The 16451-nt window shown below is 70.5% G+C and carries 10 protein-coding genes; 4 read left to right on the forward strand and 6 right to left on the reverse strand.

Going from position 1 to position 16451, the window contains the following annotated elements:
- Window positions 1-52 precede the first annotated feature (52 nt).
- The 4 genes from ACWFR3_RS25785 to ACWFR3_RS25800 all read right to left on the reverse strand — a co-directional run bounded on the left by ACWFR3_RS25785 (window position 53) and on the right by ACWFR3_RS25800 (window position 6728).
- Window positions 53-3859 (reverse strand): multifunctional oxoglutarate decarboxylase/oxoglutarate dehydrogenase thiamine pyrophosphate-binding subunit/dihydrolipoyllysine-residue succinyltransferase subunit, encoded by a 3807-nt coding sequence (locus ACWFR3_RS25785; protein WP_453736996.1) that lies wholly within the window; start codon window positions 3857-3859, stop codon window positions 53-55.
- Between the two features lie 259 nt (window positions 3860-4118).
- Window positions 4119-5204 carry a HAMP domain-containing sensor histidine kinase gene (locus ACWFR3_RS25790; protein WP_453736997.1) on the reverse strand — a complete coding sequence of 362 codons (1086 nt, stop codon included), beginning with the start codon at window positions 5202-5204 and terminating at the stop codon, window positions 4119-4121.
- 13 nt (window positions 5205-5217) lie between these two features.
- Window positions 5218-5958 carry a response regulator transcription factor gene (locus ACWFR3_RS25795; protein WP_190081978.1) on the reverse strand — a complete coding sequence of 247 codons (741 nt, stop codon included), beginning with the start codon at window positions 5956-5958 and terminating at the stop codon, window positions 5218-5220.
- Window positions 5959-6023: 65 nt separating this feature from the next.
- A complete protein-coding gene (locus tag ACWFR3_RS25800; protein ID WP_453736998.1) occupies window positions 6024-6728 on the reverse strand; it encodes a spermidine synthase in 705 nt (234 codons plus the stop codon).
- A 179-nt stretch (window positions 6729-6907) separates the two neighbouring features.
- Here ACWFR3_RS25800 and ACWFR3_RS25805 point away from each other — a divergent pair, with 179 nt between their 5' ends.
- Together ACWFR3_RS25805 and lon are read left to right on the forward strand one after the other, a co-directional pair.
- Window positions 6908-7690 (forward strand): rhomboid-like protein, encoded by a 783-nt coding sequence (locus ACWFR3_RS25805; RefSeq protein WP_453736999.1) that lies wholly within the window; start codon window positions 6908-6910, stop codon window positions 7688-7690.
- 125 nt (window positions 7691-7815) lie between these two features.
- On the forward strand, window positions 7816-10230 hold the full coding sequence (lon, locus tag ACWFR3_RS25810; protein WP_453737000.1) for an endopeptidase La: 2415 nt from the start codon (window positions 7816-7818) through the stop codon (window positions 10228-10230).
- 84 nt (window positions 10231-10314) lie between these two features.
- Here lon and ACWFR3_RS25815 read toward each other — a convergent pair whose 3' ends face one another.
- Window positions 10315-11157 (reverse strand): lysozyme, encoded by an 843-nt coding sequence (locus ACWFR3_RS25815; RefSeq protein WP_453737001.1) that lies wholly within the window; start codon window positions 11155-11157, stop codon window positions 10315-10317.
- A gap of 292 nt (window positions 11158-11449) precedes the next feature.
- On the opposite strand from ACWFR3_RS25815, the gene ACWFR3_RS25820 reads away from it, so the two are divergent.
- Window positions 11450-11956, forward strand: coding sequence for a MarR family winged helix-turn-helix transcriptional regulator (locus ACWFR3_RS25820; protein WP_453737051.1), 507 nt, complete (start codon window positions 11450-11452; stop codon window positions 11954-11956).
- 300 nt (window positions 11957-12256) lie between these two features.
- Here the strand turns inward: ACWFR3_RS25820 and ACWFR3_RS25825 are convergent, their stop codons facing one another.
- The gene (locus ACWFR3_RS25825) at window positions 12257-13102 is read right to left on the reverse strand and encodes a protein phosphatase 2C domain-containing protein (protein ID WP_453737002.1); all 846 of its coding nucleotides are present in this window, start codon (window positions 13100-13102) and stop codon (window positions 12257-12259) included.
- A gap of 378 nt (window positions 13103-13480) precedes the next feature.
- Between ACWFR3_RS25825 and ACWFR3_RS25830 the strand changes: the two genes are divergently transcribed.
- Window positions 13481-16444: a nitrate- and nitrite sensing domain-containing protein gene (locus ACWFR3_RS25830; RefSeq protein ID WP_453737003.1), complete on the forward strand. Its 2964-nt coding sequence runs from the start codon at window positions 13481-13483 to the stop codon at window positions 16442-16444.
- The last annotated feature ends 7 nt before the right edge of the window (window positions 16445-16451 follow it).

The raw sequence follows: 16451 nt of genomic DNA on the forward strand, positions 1-16451 counted from the left end.
CCCGGGTGACAAGCACCCGGGGCCGGGCCCACCGACGTAGGAACCCCGAGGCTTACGCCTCGAAGACCTCGCGCAGAAGCTGTTCCTGCTCCTGCTCGTGACGCTTCTTCGAGCCGACCGCCGGGGACGAGCCGTGCGGCCGCGAGATGCGGCGCAGGCGTTCGCCGTGCGGGATGTCCGCGCCGACCGCCAGGTCCAGGTGGTCGATGAGGTTGAGGGCGATGAAGGGCCATGCGCCCTGGTTCGCCGGCTCCTCCTGCGCCCACAGGTACTTCTCGGCGTTCGGGTACTTGGCGATCTCGGCCTGGAGCTCGGCACCCGGCAGCGGGTACAGGCGCTCGATGCGGATGATCGCGGTGTCCGTGACCTCGCGCTTCTTCCGCTCGGCCTCGAGGTCGTAGTACAGCTTGCCGGAGCAGAAGACGACCTTGCGGACCGCCGACGCCTCGACCGAGTCGTCGCCGATGACCGGGCGGAAGCCACCCGTCGTGAACTCCTCCGTCTTCGAGGCAGCCGCCTTGAGGCGCAGCATCGACTTCGGGGTGAAGACCACCAGCGGCTTGTGGTGCGGGTTGTGCACCTGCCACCGCAGGAGGTGGAAGTAGTTCGACGGAAGGGTCGGCATCGCGACCGTCATGTTGTTCTGCGCGCACAGCTGGAGGAAGCGCTCGATGCGGGCGGACGAGTGGTCCGGGCCCTGGCCCTCGTAGCCGTGGGGCAGCAGCAGCGTGACGCCGGAGTGCTGGTTCCACTTCTGCTCGGCGGCCGAGATGTACTCGTCCACCACCGTCTGCGCGCCGTTGACGAAGTCACCGAACTGCGCTTCCCACATCACGAGGGACTCGGGACGGGCCAGCGAGTAGCCGTACTCGAAGCCCATGACCGCGTACTCGGAGAGGAGCGAGTCGTAGACGTTGTAGCGGGCCTGGTCCTCGGAGAGGTACAGGAGCGGGGTGAAGTCCTCGCCCGTCTCGCGGTCGATGAGGACCGCGTGACGCTGGCCGAACGTGCCACGACGCGAGTCCTGGCCCGAGAGGCGGACCGGCGTGCCCTCCAGGAGCAGCGAACCGATGGCGAGGGTCTCGCCCATGCCCCAGTCGATCGTGCCTTCCTCGACCATCGACGCGCGGCGCTGCAGCTGCGGCAGCAGACGCGGGTGGACGGTGACCCGGTCGGGGATGTTGACCTGGGACTCGGCGATCCGCTTGACGACCTCCTGGGTGATGGAGGTGTCGACGTTCACCGGGAACTCGGCCTCGGGGGCCGGGACCTCGGCCTCGGCGGGCTGCGAGATGGCCTCGCGGACCTCCGTGAAGACCTTCTCCAGCTGTCCCTGGAAGTCCTGGAGAGCCTGCTCGGCCTCTTCCAGGGTGATGTCGCCGCGACCGATGAGGGACTCGGTGTAGAGCTTGCGCACCGAGCGCTTCTTGTCGATCAGGTCGTACATCAGCGGCTGCGTGAACGCCGGGTTGTCCGACTCGTTGTGACCGCGGCGGCGGTAGCAGATGAGGTCGATGACCACGTCCTTGTTGAACGCCTGGCGGAACTCGAAGGCGAGGCGCGCGATGCGGACGACGGCCTCGGGGTCGTCGCCGTTCACGTGGAAGATCGGCGCCTCGATCATGCGGGCCACGTCGGTGGCGTACATGGAGGAGCGCGACGACTCCGGGGCGGCGGTGAAGCCGACCTGGTTGTTGATGACGATGTGGACCGTGCCGCCCGTGCGGTAACCGCGCAGCTGCGACATGTTGAGCGTCTCGGCGACCACACCCTGGCCCGCGAAGGCCGCGTCACCGTGCAGGGCGACGGGCAGGACCGTGAAGTCCGTGCCGCCCTTGTTGATGACGTCCTGCTTGGCGCGGGTGATGCCCTCGATGATCGGGTCGACCGTCTCCAGGTGGGACGGGTTCGCCGCGAGCGAGACCTTGATCTGCTCGCCGTCCAGGCCGGTGAAGGTGCCCTCGGCGCCCAGGTGGTACTTCACGTCGCCGGAGCCGTGCATGGACTTGGGGTCCATGTTGCCCTCGAACTCGCGGAAGATCTGGGCGTACGACTTGCCCACGATGTTCGCGAGGACGTTCAGGCGGCCGCGGTGGGCCATGCCGATGACGACCTCGTCCAGGCGCGACTCGGCGGCGCTGTCGATGACGGCGTCGAGCAGCGGGATGACGGACTCGCCGCCCTCCAGGGAGAAGCGCTTCTGGCCGACGTACTTCGTCTGCAGGAACGTCTCGAAGGCCTCGGCGGCGTTCAGCCTGCGCAGGATGCGCAGCTGCTCCTCGCGCTCGGGCTTCGTGGCGTGCGTGCGCTCGATGCGGTCCTGGAGCCACTTGCGCTGCTTCGGGTCCTGGATGTGCATGAACTCGATGCCGGTGGTGCGGCAGTACGAGTCGCGCAGCACGCCGAGGACGTCGCGCAGCTTCATCATCGACTTGCCGGCGAAGCCGCCGACCGCGAACTCCCGCTCCAGGTCCCACAGGGTGAGGCCGTGCTCGGTGATGTCCAGGTCGGGGTGCTTGCGCTGCTTGTACTCCAGCGGGTCCGTGTCGGCCATGACGTGGCCGCGGACGCGGTAGGAGTGGATCAGCTCGAAGACGCGGGCGGCCTTCGTGACGTCGTCGTCGTGCGAGGCGTCGATGTCCTTGAGCCAGCGGACCGGCTCGTAGGGGATGCGCAGCGCCTTGAAGATCTCGTCGTAGAACTCGGACTCGCCGAGCAGCAGGTTCGCGACGATCCGCAGGAACTCGCCGGAGGCGGCGCCCTGGATGACCCGGTGGTCGTAGGTCGACGTGAGCGTCATGACCTTCGAGATGCCGAGCTTGTTCAGGGTGTCCTGGGAGGTGCCCTGGAACTCCGCGGGGTAGTCCATCGAGCCGACGCCCATGATGACCGACTGTCCGGGCATCAGGCGGGGGACCGAGTGGACGGTGCCGAGGCCGCCGGGGTTGGTCAGCGAGACCGTCACACCCGTGAAGTCGTCCATGCCGAGCTTGCCGTCGCGAGCGCGGCGGACGATGTCCTCGTAGGCCTGCCAGAACTCGAAGAAGTTCAGCGTCTCGGCCTTCTTGATGCCCGCGACGACCAGCTGGCGGTCGCCGTTGGGCTTCACGAGGTCGATGGCGAGGCCGAAGTTGATGTGCTCCGGCTTGACCAGCGTCGGCTTGCCGTCCTTCTGCACGAAGGAGTAGTTCATCGACGGCATGGCCTTGATGGCCTGCACCATCGCGTACCCGATGAGGTGCGTGAAGGAGATCTTCCCGCCGCGGGCGCGCTTGAGGTGGTTGTTGATGACGATGCGGTTGTCGAAGAGCAGCTTCACCGGGACCGCGCGGACCGACGTTGCCGTCGGGACCTCCACGGAGGCGTTCATGTTCTTCGCGACCGCGGCGGCGGGGCCGCGCAGCGTCACGTACTCGGGGCCTGCCGGGGCCTCCGTCGCGGGCTCCGCCTTGGCGGCGGGCTTTGCGGCGGCAGGCTTGGCGGCGGCGGGCGCCGGAGCGGCGGCCGCGGGCTTCGCAGCAGGGGCTGCGGGCGCGGCGGACGCGGCGGGCTTCGCGGGGGCCGCCGGAGCGGCCGCGGGTGCGGCAGGAGCTGCGGGGGACGTGGTGGCCGCAGCCCCCGCGGCTGCGTCACCCGCCGGCTTGGCCGGGGTCGCGGCAGGCGACGCGCCCGCTGCTCCTGGCTTGTAGTCGGCGAAGAAGTCCCACCAGGCTCGGTCGACCGAATTCGGGTCCTGGAGGTACTGCTGATAGATCTCGTCGACGAGCCACTCATTGGGACCGAAGGCAGCAGCAGGGTCCTTGCCCTGACCGTCTTGGTCGGTCGAGATGCTCGAGCTACTGGGGGACTGTGACGACACGGCGGTAACCGCCCTCTTCCGCTTCACAAGGTGATGGACAGCGGGAATTAAGGCTACGCCTCCATTGCCGCCAGGTGCAGACCGGCCCCGTGATCCGTCGCGTAAGTCACACTGGAGGGAAGGTTTCGGCGGCATTATTGGCGGGAAACAAGCGAGGTTCCGCAACGCCAGATGGCCGCGCGGGCCTTGCCCTGCGCGGCGGCTTCACCCGAGCGCGCTTCCGATGCGCCCGCGAATCGCTTCCGATTCGAACCCTACGTCAACCTCGCACTTCGGGCAGGCCCGGAAGAGTGACCTGGATGCGGCAGCCGCGAGGGGATTCGGCCACGCCGATGTGCCCGCCGTGCAGATCGACCGCCCAGCGCGCGATGGCGAGCCCGAGCCCGGTTCCGCCGTCGCTGCCTGGTCCCTGCGGAGGGCTGTTCGTGTGGCTGCCGCGGTTGAAGCGCTCGAAGACCCGGTGCCACTCGGACTCCGGGATGCCGGGGCCCTCGTCCAGGACCTCCAGGTCCAGGGACTCGGGATAGAGGCCGCGCCGGGCGCGCACGGTGACGCGGCCGTGCGGCGGGCTGTGCTTGACCGCGTTGTCGATGAGGTTGGCCACGACCTGGTGGAGCCGCTCGGCGTCCGCGTGCGCGGTCAGCTCGGGCGGGGTGACGTCCAGGTGCAGGTGTACGTCGGTGCGCGTGTGGCTGCCGGAGCCCGACGCGATGCCCGCGCGGGCGGAGGCCACCATGTTGGCCTCCTTCAGGACGCCCGACAGGTAGGGCCACACCTCGAAGCGGCGGGCCCGCAGCGGTACGACGCCGTTGTCCAGGCGGGAGAGGTCGAGCAGGGTCTCCACGAGCCGCCCGAGCCGTTCCGTCTGCTTCAGGGCCGTACGCATGGTCTCCGGGTCGGCGGCGGACACACCGTCGACGACGTTCTCCAGGACGGCGCGCAGGCCCGCGATGGGGGTGCGCAGCTCGTGCGAGACGTTGGCGACCAGCTCCTTGCGCTGCTGGTCCTGGGCCTCCAGGTCGTCCGCCATGCGGTTGATCGTGGTGGCCACGTCGCCCAGCTCGTCGCGCCGGTCGGCGCCGCGCACCCGGCGCGTGTAGTCGCCGTGCGAGACGGCGCGCGCGACGGAGTTCATCTCGTCGAGCGGCGCGGTGAGGCTGTGCGCCACGAACTGCGTGATCAGCAGTGTGGCGATCACCGAGAAGACCGTGATGAACCGCAGCTCGGTCTGCGTCTTCATGGCCACCATCAGCAGACCGGTGGTGATGAAGACCGAGACGACGACCAGCATGCCGAGCTTGGTCTTGATGGAGAACGGCCGGAGCCCGCCGAAGGGACCACTCATCGGACGGCCCGCCTCACGGGGTCGGGGTCTCCAGGGCGTAACCGACGCCGTGCACCGTGCGGATCCGCTCGGCGCCGATCTTCCGGCGCAGTGCCTTGATGTGGCTGTCGACGGTCCGGGTGCCCGACGCGTCCGCCCAGTCCCACACCTCGGCGAGCAGCTGCTCGCGGGAAAGGACCGCACGCGGAGTGTTGGCCAGGCAGACCAGGAGGTCGAACTCCGTCGGCGTCAGGTGGACGTCCTCGCTGCGGACCCTGACCCGGCGCTGGGCGTGGTCGATCTCCAGCTCGCCGAGCCGCAGGATCCCGCTGCGCGGCGTGGTCGCGGCGAGCGCGGCCCGCTCGACCCTGCGCAGCAGGACGTGCACGCGGGCCGCCAGCTCCCGCATGGAGAACGGCTTGGTCATGTAGTCGTCGGCGCCGACGCCGAGTCCGACCAGCATGTCCGTCTCGTCGTCGCGGGCCGTCAGCATGAGGACGGGAACCGGACGCTGGGCCTGTACCCGACGGCACACTTCGAGACCGTCGAAGCCCGGCAGCATGATGTCCAGGATCAGCAGATCGGGCTGCCAAGCCTGCGCGGTGTCGACCGCCGAAGGACCGTCCATCGCCGTTTGCACTACGAAACCCTCGGCACGTAGCCGGGCGGCGATGGCGTCGACGATCGTCGGGTCGTCCTCGACCACCAGAACCCGGCGCTGGGCGCCTGGCATCGCCGCCGTCGCACCGTTGTGGGAGGTGTGTGTCTGCTCCATCGCCCGCCCCTGACACTGATCGCTTGTGTTCGGTCAGCAGAGTACGGGTCGCGAAGGCACCTCGGCTACGCAGCCCTTACGCCGAGATGAACCACGTCCGGTACGCCTCGGGCAACGGCGATCTCTTCCGTCCGTACCGCCTGGAATCCGGCATTCCGTAGAGCGTCGTCGAAAGCGGACGAGGGTTTCGCGGACCATACGGCGAGCACTCCGCCGGGATTGAGGCGGACCTGACATGCCGCCAGACCGGCAGCAGAATAGAGGGAGTTGTTGTCCTCCGTCACCGTCCAGTCCGGGCCGTTGTCGATGTCCAGACAGAGTGCGTCGTACGTCTGCGTGGTGCCGGACGCGGAGTCGGCGCCGGACAGATGCGCCAGAAGGTCTGTGTGCAGGATCTCCGTACGCGGATCGGCGAGCGCGGCGCCGGAGAGCCCGGCGAGCGGGGCGTCCGGGCCCGCGCGGTGCCAGTCGATGATGGCCTGCTCCCGCTCCACCACGGAGATGCGGCCCCAGCGCGGGTCGGCGGCCGCGTGGGCCAGCGAGAAGCCGACGCCCAGGCCGCCGATGAGCAGGGCGGGCTCGGGGCGGTCGTCCAGGGCGTCGTACGCCGCGTCGACGAGCAGCCGCTCCGAGCGGCCGTCCGAGGTGTCCATGAGGAAACAGCCGTTGGCGATGATCTGCAGCAGCGCACCGTGGCGCCGCAGTACGACTTCGCCGTACGGCCCCTCGCGCCGGTCGATGACGACGGGGGCGGTGGTCTGGGTGTGCATGGTCGCCAGCGTATGAGTGCGCGGCAGGGGGCGGGGGGAGACTCGGGATATGCGTTCCGCGACCCGTGACGCGTATGTGACCTGTGAGGTTGATGTGATTCGTGTCTCACGTGACTCCGGTCATGGACAGCGCCCGAAAAGTCGGCCGAGGGTGGAGCGAACAGAAGGAGCGCCTCAGCGTGAACCGGAGTGCGTCGGCTGCCCCCGCGGCGCCCGAGGAAACCGCCAGGACCGGCCTCGACGGCATCCCGCGTCAGCGGGAGCGCGGGGAGCCGGCTGCCGCCGGTGCCCGTGAGGCCTGCGCGGCGACCGACGCGGCCGCCGCAAGCCCGGCGAGCCCGAGCCGCCTGCGCCCCTGGCGCCTGCTGCCGACCCCCACGGGCACGCCCTTCACATTCGGCTATGCCGCCGTCCTCGCCCTGACCTCGCTCCTGGCGCAGTACGCGGACCCGGCCCTTGTCTCGGCCCTGCACCGGCACTCCAGCACGGACGTGGCGCACCTGACGCAGGAGCCGTTCCTCGTCCTGGTGGCCAGCGCGCTGTGGATCGCGGGCGGCATCGCGTCGCCGTACGCGATCGGCTTCCTGCTGGTCCTCACGGCCCTGGAGCGCCGCATCGGCCCGCTGCGCACGGCCGGCGTCTTCCTCCTCGGCCATGTCGTGGCCACCCTCGCGACCGAGGTGCCCGTCGGCCTCTCGGTGCTCGCGGGCCATCTGCCCGACAGCTCCCTGCACCGCCTCGACTACGGAATCAGCTTCGGCGTCGCGGCGAGCGTCGGCGCGCTCGCCGGGCTCTTCAGGCCGTGGCTGCGGTGGCTGGTGCTCGCCGGGTTCGGCGGCATGCTGATCGACGACCTCATCGCGTTCACGGACCCGATGACGAACTGGGGCCATCTGCTCGCCCTGACGATCGGTGTCGCCACGTGGCCGCTGCTGCGGCGGCGTCCGTACGCGTTCAAGTGATCCGCCCGGTCTCCGCGTAGCCCCTCATCCAAGCGATCGCTCACAGCGAACATCCCCTGGGGAACATTCATGGACTCACGAGCATTGAGTCCACATAGCTCAACTTGAATGCCGAAGGGGAGATCATGGCTTCTGAGTCCACAGCGTCCACACCACTCACGCTGCCCGTGCTGCCGCTCGACGACGAGGTTGTCCTGCCCGGCATGGTGGTTCCGTTCGACCTGTCCGACACCGACGTACGCGCCGCTGTGGAGGCAGCCCAGGCGGCGGCCCGCTCCCATGGGGGCAGCAAGCCGCAGGTCCTTCTTGTTCCGCGCATCGACGGGACGTACGCCGCGACCGGCGTGCTCGGCACCGTCGAGCAGGTCGGGCGCCTCTCCGACGGAGACCCCGGCGCTCTCATCCGCGGCCGTTCCCGGGTGCGGATCGGTGCCGGGACGACCGGCCCGGGTGCCGCGCTCTGGGTGGAGGGCACCAAGGTCGACGAGACCGTGCCCGACCCTCTGCCCGGTGCCGTCACCGAGCTGGTCAAGGAGTACAAGGCGCTCGCCACCAGCTGGCTGAAGAAGCGCGGCGCCTGGCAGGTCGTCGACCGCGTCACGCAGATCGACGACGTCTCGGCCCTCGCCGACAATTCCGGATACTCGCCCTTCCTCTCCACCGAGCAGAAGATCCAGCTCCTGGAGACCGACGACCCGGCCGCCCGCCTCAAGCTCGCCACCGAGCAGCTGCGCGAGCACCTCGCCGAGCAGGACGTCGCCGAGTCCATCGCCAAGGACGTACAGGAAGGCGTCGACAAGCAGCAGCGCGAGTTCCTGTTGCGGCGCCAGCTCGACGCTGTCCGCAAGGAACTGCGCGAGATCAACGGCGAGCAGGACGGCGAGGAGTCCGACGACTACCGCACCCGCGTCGAGGCCGCCGACCTCCCCGAGAACGTCCGCGAGGCCGCCCTCAAGGAAGTCGACAAGCTGGAGCGTTCCAGTGACCAGTCGCCCGAGGGCTCCTGGATCAGGACCTGGCTGGACACCGTCCTCGAACTGCCCTGGAACGAGCGGACCGAGGACGAGTACGACATCAAGGGCGCCCAGAACATCCTCGACGCCGAGCACGCGGGCCTGGAGGACGTGAAGGAGCGCATCACCGAGTACCTCGCGGTGCGCAAGCGGCGCGCCGACCGCGGCCTCGGGGTCGTCGGCGGCCGTCGCGGTGGCGCAGTGCTGGCCCTGGTCGGCCCTCCTGGCGTCGGCAAGACCTCGCTGGGCGAATCCGTCGCGCACGCCATGGGCCGCAAGTTCGTGCGGGTCGCGCTCGGCGGCGTACGCGACGAGGCGGAGATCCGCGGACACCGTCGTACGTACGTCGGCGCGCTGCCAGGACGCATCGTGCGGGCCATCAAGGAGGCAGGGTCCATGAACCCGGTCGTGCTCCTCGACGAGATCGACAAGGTGGGTTCCGACTTCCGCGGCGACCCGGCCGCGGCCCTGCTCGAAGTCCTCGACCCGGCGCAGAACCACACCTTCCGCGACCACTACCTGGAGGTCGAGCTCGACCTGAGCGACGTGGTGTTCCTGGCCACGGCGAACGTCATCGAGGCCATCCCCGAGGCACTGCTCGACCGCATGGAGCTCGTGCGCCTCGACGGATACACCGAGGACGAGAAGGTCGTCATCGCCCGCGACCACCTGCTCCCGCGCCAGCTGGAGCGGGCGGGTCTCCAGACGGACGAGGTGACCCTGGACGAGAGCGCGCTGCGCAAGCTCGCGGGGGAGTACACCCGGGAAGCGGGCGTACGGAACCTGGAGCGGTCCGTGGCGCGGCTGCTCCGCAAGGTCGCGGCGAAGCACGAACTGGGCGAGCAGGAGTTGCCGTTCACCGTCGGCGAGGACGATCTGCGCGGCCTGATCGGGCGACCGCACCACGTGCCCGAGTCGGCGCAGGACCCGGCCGAGCGGCGCACGGCGGTGCCGGGCGTGGCCACCGGGCTCGCGGTCACCGGCGCGGGAGGCGACGTCCTCTTCGTGGAGGCGTCGCTCGCCGACCCGGAGACGGGAGCCTCCGGGCTCACCCTCACCGGCCAGCTCGGCGACGTCATGAAGGAGTCGGCGCAGATCGCGCTGAGCTTCCTGCGCTCGCACGGCGCGGAACTGGAACTGCCCGTCGCCGATCTCAAGGAGCGCGGCGTGCACGTCCACTTCCCGGCGGGCGCCGTCCCGAAGGACGGGCCGAGCGCGGGCGTCACGCTGACGACCGCCCTCGCGTCGCTGCTCAGCGGCCGTCTCGTCCGTACGGATGTGGCCATGACCGGTGAGGTCTCGCTGACCGGGCGCGTCCTGCCGATCGGCGGCGTCAAGCAGAAGCTGCTCGCCGCGCACCGCGCCGGGATCACCACGGTGATCATCCCGAAGCGGAACGAGGCCGACCTGGACGACGTCCCGGCGGAGATCCTTCAGAAGCTGGACGTGCACCCGGTGACGGACGTCCGCCAGGTGCTCGACCTCGCCCTGACCGAGGCCGAGGTACGGATTCCGGCCGCCGCGTGACGGGGGCGGCCGGGTGAGTGAGGGCCCGGGACCCCGGAGGGGGTTCCGGGCCCTCGTGCGCGGAGGGTGTGCCGCGGGTGCCGCTCAGCCGTTGGCGAGTGCCTTGACCCTGTCGAGTGCGCCGTTGAACTTGTTGTGGTCCCCGACCGTCGGGCCCGTGGAGGTGTACTGCCACATCGTCTGGACGCCCCAGCCGGCCGGCAGCTCGCCCGGAGAGGTGTTGTAACGGGCGATCCAGAGCGGGTTGTTGGCGGCGAAGCCCCCGTAGTTGCCGGTGCACTGCTTCCACCAGCTGGTGGCCGTGTAGATCACCGCGTCGCGTCCGGTGCGCGCCTTGTACTGGTTCAGGAAGTCACGGATCCAGGTGACCATCGCGGACTGGGACTTGCCGAAGCAGGCCGCCCCGTACGGGTTCCACTCGATGTCGAGCGCGCCCGGCAGCGTCTTGCCGTCGCGCGACCAGCCGCCGCCGTTGTCCACGAAGTAGTTGGCCTGGGCGGCGCCGCTCGTCGTGTCGGGCGTCGCGAAGTGGTAGGCGCCGCGGATCATGCCCACGTTGTACGAACCGTTGTACTGCTGGGCGAAGTAGGGGTTCTTGTAGTACGTGCCCTCGGTGGCCTTCACGTAGGACCACTTCACGCCGCTGTTCCAGAGCGTGGCCCAGGCGACGTTGCCCTGGTGGCTGCTGACGTCGACGCCTTCGGTCTGTACGGCTTCACCTCCGGGCGGCAGACTGCCCTGCCCGTCGTGCTCGATGACGCCCTGGCCCATGCGGGCCGTGCCGCGGGCCGGTACGTCGTCACCGCCGGCGGCCTGTGCGGCGCCCGGCAGGGTGAGGAGGAGGGAGAGGGCGGAGAGGACTGAGAGCAGGACTGCGGCCGCTGACCAGCGGGAGCGGCGGGGCGTTCCGGGTCTGTGCACGGGCATGTACGTGCCTCCGTAGGCCTCGGGTGAGCTCGATGGAGCTCGTGGGGGGACCTGTCGACAGGTTCGTGGTGTGAACATGTCACGAACGACGCTACGCACGTAGACCCGTGCCCGGGAAGAGGGTCCGGTGCCTGCCGTTGGTCTACTCCTGCGGCAGCGTCCGCGGAGTGGAGCCACAGGGCGTTACGAAATACTGGTCCAGCTGCGGCGATGGGCCGACGCGGGCCTCTGCCGCCGTGCGGGGCGGGAAAAATTGCCTGATCCGGAAAGAAAGCGTGCCATGGGTGCTGAAGTGCACGAGGGCGAGAACGACGGTGGACCCGACGTGAACAGGGAGGGCGTGCGCGGTGAGGGCGTGGAGCGGCTTGTCGACCGTGAGTTCCTCTCCCTGGAGCGTGAGTTGACGCTGCTCCTGCGCCGGGCGCGGGCCTCGTCCGGGGAGATGGCGCGCCAGGTCCACCCCGAGCTGGAGCCCGCCGCGTACGGACTGCTGGTCTGCCTCGACGACTCGGGTCCGCAGCGGGCCACGGATCTCGCCGCGTTCATCGGCGTCGGCAAGGCGACGATGAGTCGTCAGCTGCGGGCCCTGGAGGAGCTCGGCCTCGTTGCCCGCGAGCCCGATCCCGCGGACGGGCGCGCGTGGCTGGTCCACCTCACGGAGGTGGGCAGGACGCGGTTCCGTACGGTGCGGACGGCTCGGCGGGAGCAGTATGTGCGGAAGCTGGCGGGGTGGGATCGGGCTGAGGTGGCTGAACTCGCCCGCTTGCTGCGGCAGCTGAATGAGTCGCCGGAGTCTTGAGGGGGCTGCTTTGTCTGGGGCGCGTTTCTGGCTGCGGGTGCGCTGTGGTTGCTCGCGCCGTTCCCCGCGCCCCTTGCGGGGCTGACCGCCGTCCGTCGGGTGCGGGTGCGTTGGGGTTGCTCGCGCAGTTCCCCGCGCCCCTTGGGAGGCGTCTGTCGTTCGTCGGGCGCGGGTTGGGTGTGGTTGCTCGCGCCGTTCCTCGCGCCCCCAACGGGCGCCCCGTCAGGGGCGCGGGGAACTGCGCGACCAGCCACAACGCACCCGCAGACAAAGCCCCGTCAAAGCTCGCCGCCGCGCCCCTCACAACTCCGCGTAAACGACAGCCGCGTCGTCATGGCGCTTCCCGCGGGGGTGTGCCGTGCCCTCCGGGTCGGCGCGCTCCAGCTCCCTCACCCGGTCCACCATGCGCTGCGGCCCCTCCTTGCGCAGGAGCGCGAAGCACTCCGTCCAGTCGCCCGCGCGGAAGGTTTCGACCCAGCGGCCGACCCCGTCCGTCAGGGCGGCCAGCGCCAACACCTCGGTACGCGGGGACGTACCGGTTACCGCCCGTGCCGCCGCCGACGGATCCGCCGCCGCCGTGAAGAAGCCGTCCTCCGCGTTCCGGAGGGCCTCGACCGCGGCGCCGTACGCGCGGCCCGCGACCTCGCGTTCGGCGGAGCCCCGGGGCAGCGCCCGCACCGCGTCGCGCATCTCGCCGATCCTCGGCGGCAGCTCCACGAGGCGCTCGTCGAGCACCGGCGTGACCTTGCCGTCCGGGCCCGCGAGGAGAAGCGCGGAGTCGGACAGGACCAGGTGTTCGACCTGTTCGTCGTCCCAACGCACCAGAACCACGGTTGCCTGAGGGGTGCGCGGGTGAGAAAGGTCACAGGACTGGCGGTGGGCGCCGGCGGTGCGTGCGATCGCCGCGGCGAGGACCTCGGAGAGCGTCATATCCCGCCGTGAAACGGACAGTTCCCCCAGTGCGCCCCCGAGTCGCGCGGTGAACCACGGGACGGAATGCGAACAGCCGTCGTCGCCGACGGGCGGAGTCACTCCGTCCAGGAGGACGAGCGATCCGCCCTGTCCGGATGCGGGAAGCATGACCGCCGCGTAGTCCTCGTTGGGGCGAGCGGGGTCTCCGGGCTCGGTGGCGAGTTCGATACGCATGCCGCCAGTCTGCACGAGGCCTTCACAAGGTCGTCCGGAGGCCGCAAAACAGGCGGGGGTTGGCCCGGACCAGCAGGTCAGACGCCGGATTTCAGTCGGAATGATCGCTTCCGGCGGCGTGTGGCGGCGCATCCTGCCAAAGCCTGCGGTCGACGTCCAACCGGCGCCCCGCGGGCGGGACTTTCGGGCCGGGCCGGGACTTGCTCGCCAACTCCCCGCCGATGTTCACTCCTTCGGGTGGCCAGGCATGTGATGCACGACTGCCACCCATCGGCACTGGAAGGGTCTGGAGCCGTACCGGGGGGCTCGTGCGTTGACGGATCGTCACCCGGGCCCATGGGCAGACGAAAAACAAGAATGCGAGCACCGGTGCAGAAGATGCGGCCTGGGCGCAAGGGCAAGCAGACGGCTCCCGAAGGAGCCACGCCGGGCGCGACCACTCCAACAGAGCGCTCGCCCGAGCATGCGGCGACGGCGGCAGAGAGCGCGGCGACAGCGAGCGCGGAGACCGGGAACCCGGCGTCCGGTAGCGCGGCGGGAGAGCACAACGCCCCCGGTGTAACGGCTTCTGACGGTCCGAAGCCTCCGGAGAGCCCCGCCGACGCGGGCCCCACGAAGCCCTCGGCTCCCGCTAAGTCCGTCAACGCCAAGCCCACCGCGCGCGTACGCAATCGGCTGATCGTCGCCGTCGCCGTCGTGGCCGCGGCGATCGCCGGGGCCGGAGCGCCCGCCATCGTGGCCGCCTCCGGGCAGCTGAGCGACGCGCAGCGCCTGGTGACCCTCGCCGAGCGCACCCGGGACGCCGTGTCACTCGGCCACTCGCTGGCCGACGAGCGCGACGAGGTCACCTCCTTCATCGCGGCGGGCCGCCCGCAGGGCCAGGGGCTCTCCGAGAGCCGCAGTGCCCGCGTGGACCGTCAGATCGAGGAGCTGCGCACGGCCGACGCCCCGGCCGGGCTCCGCAAGGACCTCGCCGACATCGGTGCCGTACGCAGAGCGGCGCTCACCGGCAAGAGCAGTGCTCTGGAAGCCCACACGGCGTACTCGGACGTCATCACCGAACTGCACGGCCTCACCCGCGAGCTCGCCGAGAAGACCCCGCCCCGCGCGGGCTCCGGCGCCTACGCACTCTCCGACCTCGACCACGCCGTCGAACAGGCGGCGAGCGCCCGCGGTCTGCTCCTGGCCGCCCTCGCCGTCCCGCGCTCCACGGAGACGAGCACCACCCTCGACCCCGTCACCGGCCTGCCCACCACGGTCGTCGACGAGTCTCCCGCCGCGGGCCGGGCCCGCGACGGCCTCACCGCCGCGGGCCAGCAGGCCCACGTCCGTGGACAGTCCGCCCTCGCCGACTTCCGGGACGCGGCCACGGACGGCGCCCGCAGCGCGTACGACTCGACGGTCACGGGCAGCGAGGTGACGACGGCGGAGAAGTACCTCACCCGTCTCACCGACCAGCCCACGCTCTCCACTGCCGAGCGCGGCTACGACCGCAAGAAGCTCGACACCGCGCTCTCCGCCCGCATCGAGATGATGCGCGGCGCCGAGTCCGCGCTCACCGTGCAGCGCACCAAGGACCTCGCCCAGCTGCGCGACGACGACGTGACGGCCCTCGAGATCCGCGTCGCGCTCATCGGCGTCACGCTGCTCGTGGCGGTCGGCGTCTCGATGGCGATGGCCCGCAGCCTGACCCGTCCGCTCGCCGTCCTGCGCATCGGCTCGGCGCGCCTCGCCACCGAGCCCGCGCCCCAGGAGCCGATCCGCTTCACCGGCCGCGACGACGAGTTCGCCCAGGTCGTACGGTCCGTCAACGCGCTGCACGAGCACGCGGCGGCCCTCACCGAGCGCCTGACCACGCTCGAAGCCGACCGCAAGCACCTCATCGGCAAGCGCCAGGCCATGGCCGACGAACGCGAGAAGCTGCGCGCCGAACTCGCCGAGGCGGCCACCCACCTGGAGCGGGTGCGCCAGTCCATCCACGGCACGTTCGTGAACCTCGCCCTGCGCACCCTCGGCCTGGTGGAGCGGCAGCTCGCCGTCATCGAGAACCTGGAGGAGCGCGAGCAGGACCCCGACCGCCTGGCCACGCTCTTCAAGCTCGACCACTTCGCCACGGTCATGCGCCGCCACAGCGAGAACCTCCTGGTCCTCGCCGGTGCCGAGCACGGCCACCAGCACCCGGGACCGGTTCCGCTGGTCGACGTCGTACGCGCCGCCGTCAGCGAGATCGAGCGGTACGAGCGGGTGCGCATCGCCACGCTGCCGCCGCACGCGCACGTCGCGGGCTTCGCCGCGGACGACATCAGCCACCTGGTCGCCGAGCTCCTGGAGAACGCGACCTCGTTCTCGCCGCCGGACGCCTCCGTCGAGGTCTCCGGCTGGCTCCTGGAGAGCGGCGAGGTCATGCTCTCCGTGCAGGACGAGGGCATAGGTGTCACACCGGACCGCATGGAGGAGCTCAACTCGCGCCTCGCGGAGTTCCGTCCGGACGACGCGTACGACCAGGAGAGCGGGGACGGGCTCGGGCTCGGCCTCTATGTCGTGGCCCGGCTCGCCGCGCGGCACGGGGCGCGGGTTCGGCTGCGCGAGCAGAAGCAGGGTGGCATCGCCGCCGTAGTGGTCCTGCCCAAGTCGATCCTCGCCGCGGCACCCGCGGTGGGGGCGCCGCCGGTCGGTGTCCCGGTCGCCGGCGCGGCGCCCGCGGTGCACCTGCCGGGCTCCGAGGCCGAGGCGAACTCCAATGTGCTGCCGGGCCGGTCGTCGGGCAACGTCGCCGTGACGGCCGGTGGGGACCCGCTGATCGCGGCCGCGGAGCACGCCGTGCGGGAGGCTGACGCGGAGCCGAAGCCTGAGCCGGAGTCGGAGTCGAAGCCGGAGCCGGAGCCGGAGCCGGAGCTTGATCCTGAGCCCGAAGCTTCGCCCGAGACGACCATGGAGCTGACCCCTCCACCGGCCCCGGAGGCCCCGGAGGCCCCGGAGGCCCCGCAGGTCCCCGAGGCCCCGGAAGCGGAAATCCCGGAAGCCGAGCCCGAGCCCGAGCCCGCCCCGGTGTCCGAGCCCGCCCCCAAGTGGGAGCGCGTCACCGACAAGGGCCTGCCCAAGCGCACGCCCAAGATCACCGCGCCCGAGCCCACCGTGCCCAAGGCGCGCGGCGGCTCCGTCGACGCCGAAGCGCTGCGCAAGCGCCTCGGCGGCTTCCACCAGGGAGCCGTCAGCGGTCGCCGAGACGTAGAGGCCGAGCTGAACGAACGCAACGAAAAGACCGCAGAGACCGCAGAGACCGCAGAGACCGCAGTGACCGAAAACAACATGGGGGACACAGTCGAGGAGGCAAGTAGTTGACTGCGCC

The sequence above is a fragment of the Streptomyces sp. NPDC055189 genome (assembly GCF_053606765.1).

Excerpts from the sequence above, each read along its gene's own strand:
- ACWFR3_RS25830 (WP_453737003.1), top strand. The coding sequence starts at position 13,481 with ATGCGGCCTGGGCGCAAGGGCAAGCAGACGGCTCCCGAAGGAGCCACG.
- lon (WP_453737000.1), top strand. The coding sequence starts at position 7,816 with ATGGCTTCTGAGTCCACAGCGTCCACACCACTCACGCTGCCCGTGCTG.
- ACWFR3_RS25790 (WP_453736997.1), bottom strand. The coding sequence starts at position 5,204 with ATGAGTGGTCCCTTCGGCGGGCTCCGGCCGTTCTCCATCAAGACCAAG.
- ACWFR3_RS25825 (WP_453737002.1), bottom strand. The coding sequence starts at position 13,102 with ATGCGTATCGAACTCGCCACCGAGCCCGGAGACCCCGCTCGCCCCAAC.
- ACWFR3_RS25815 (WP_453737001.1), bottom strand. The coding sequence starts at position 11,157 with ATGCCCGTGCACAGACCCGGAACGCCCCGCCGCTCCCGCTGGTCAGCG.
- ACWFR3_RS25795 (WP_190081978.1), bottom strand. The coding sequence starts at position 5,958 with ATGGAGCAGACACACACCTCCCACAACGGTGCGACGGCGGCGATGCCA.
- ACWFR3_RS25800 (WP_453736998.1), bottom strand. The coding sequence starts at position 6,728 with ATGCACACCCAGACCACCGCCCCCGTCGTCATCGACCGGCGCGAGGGG.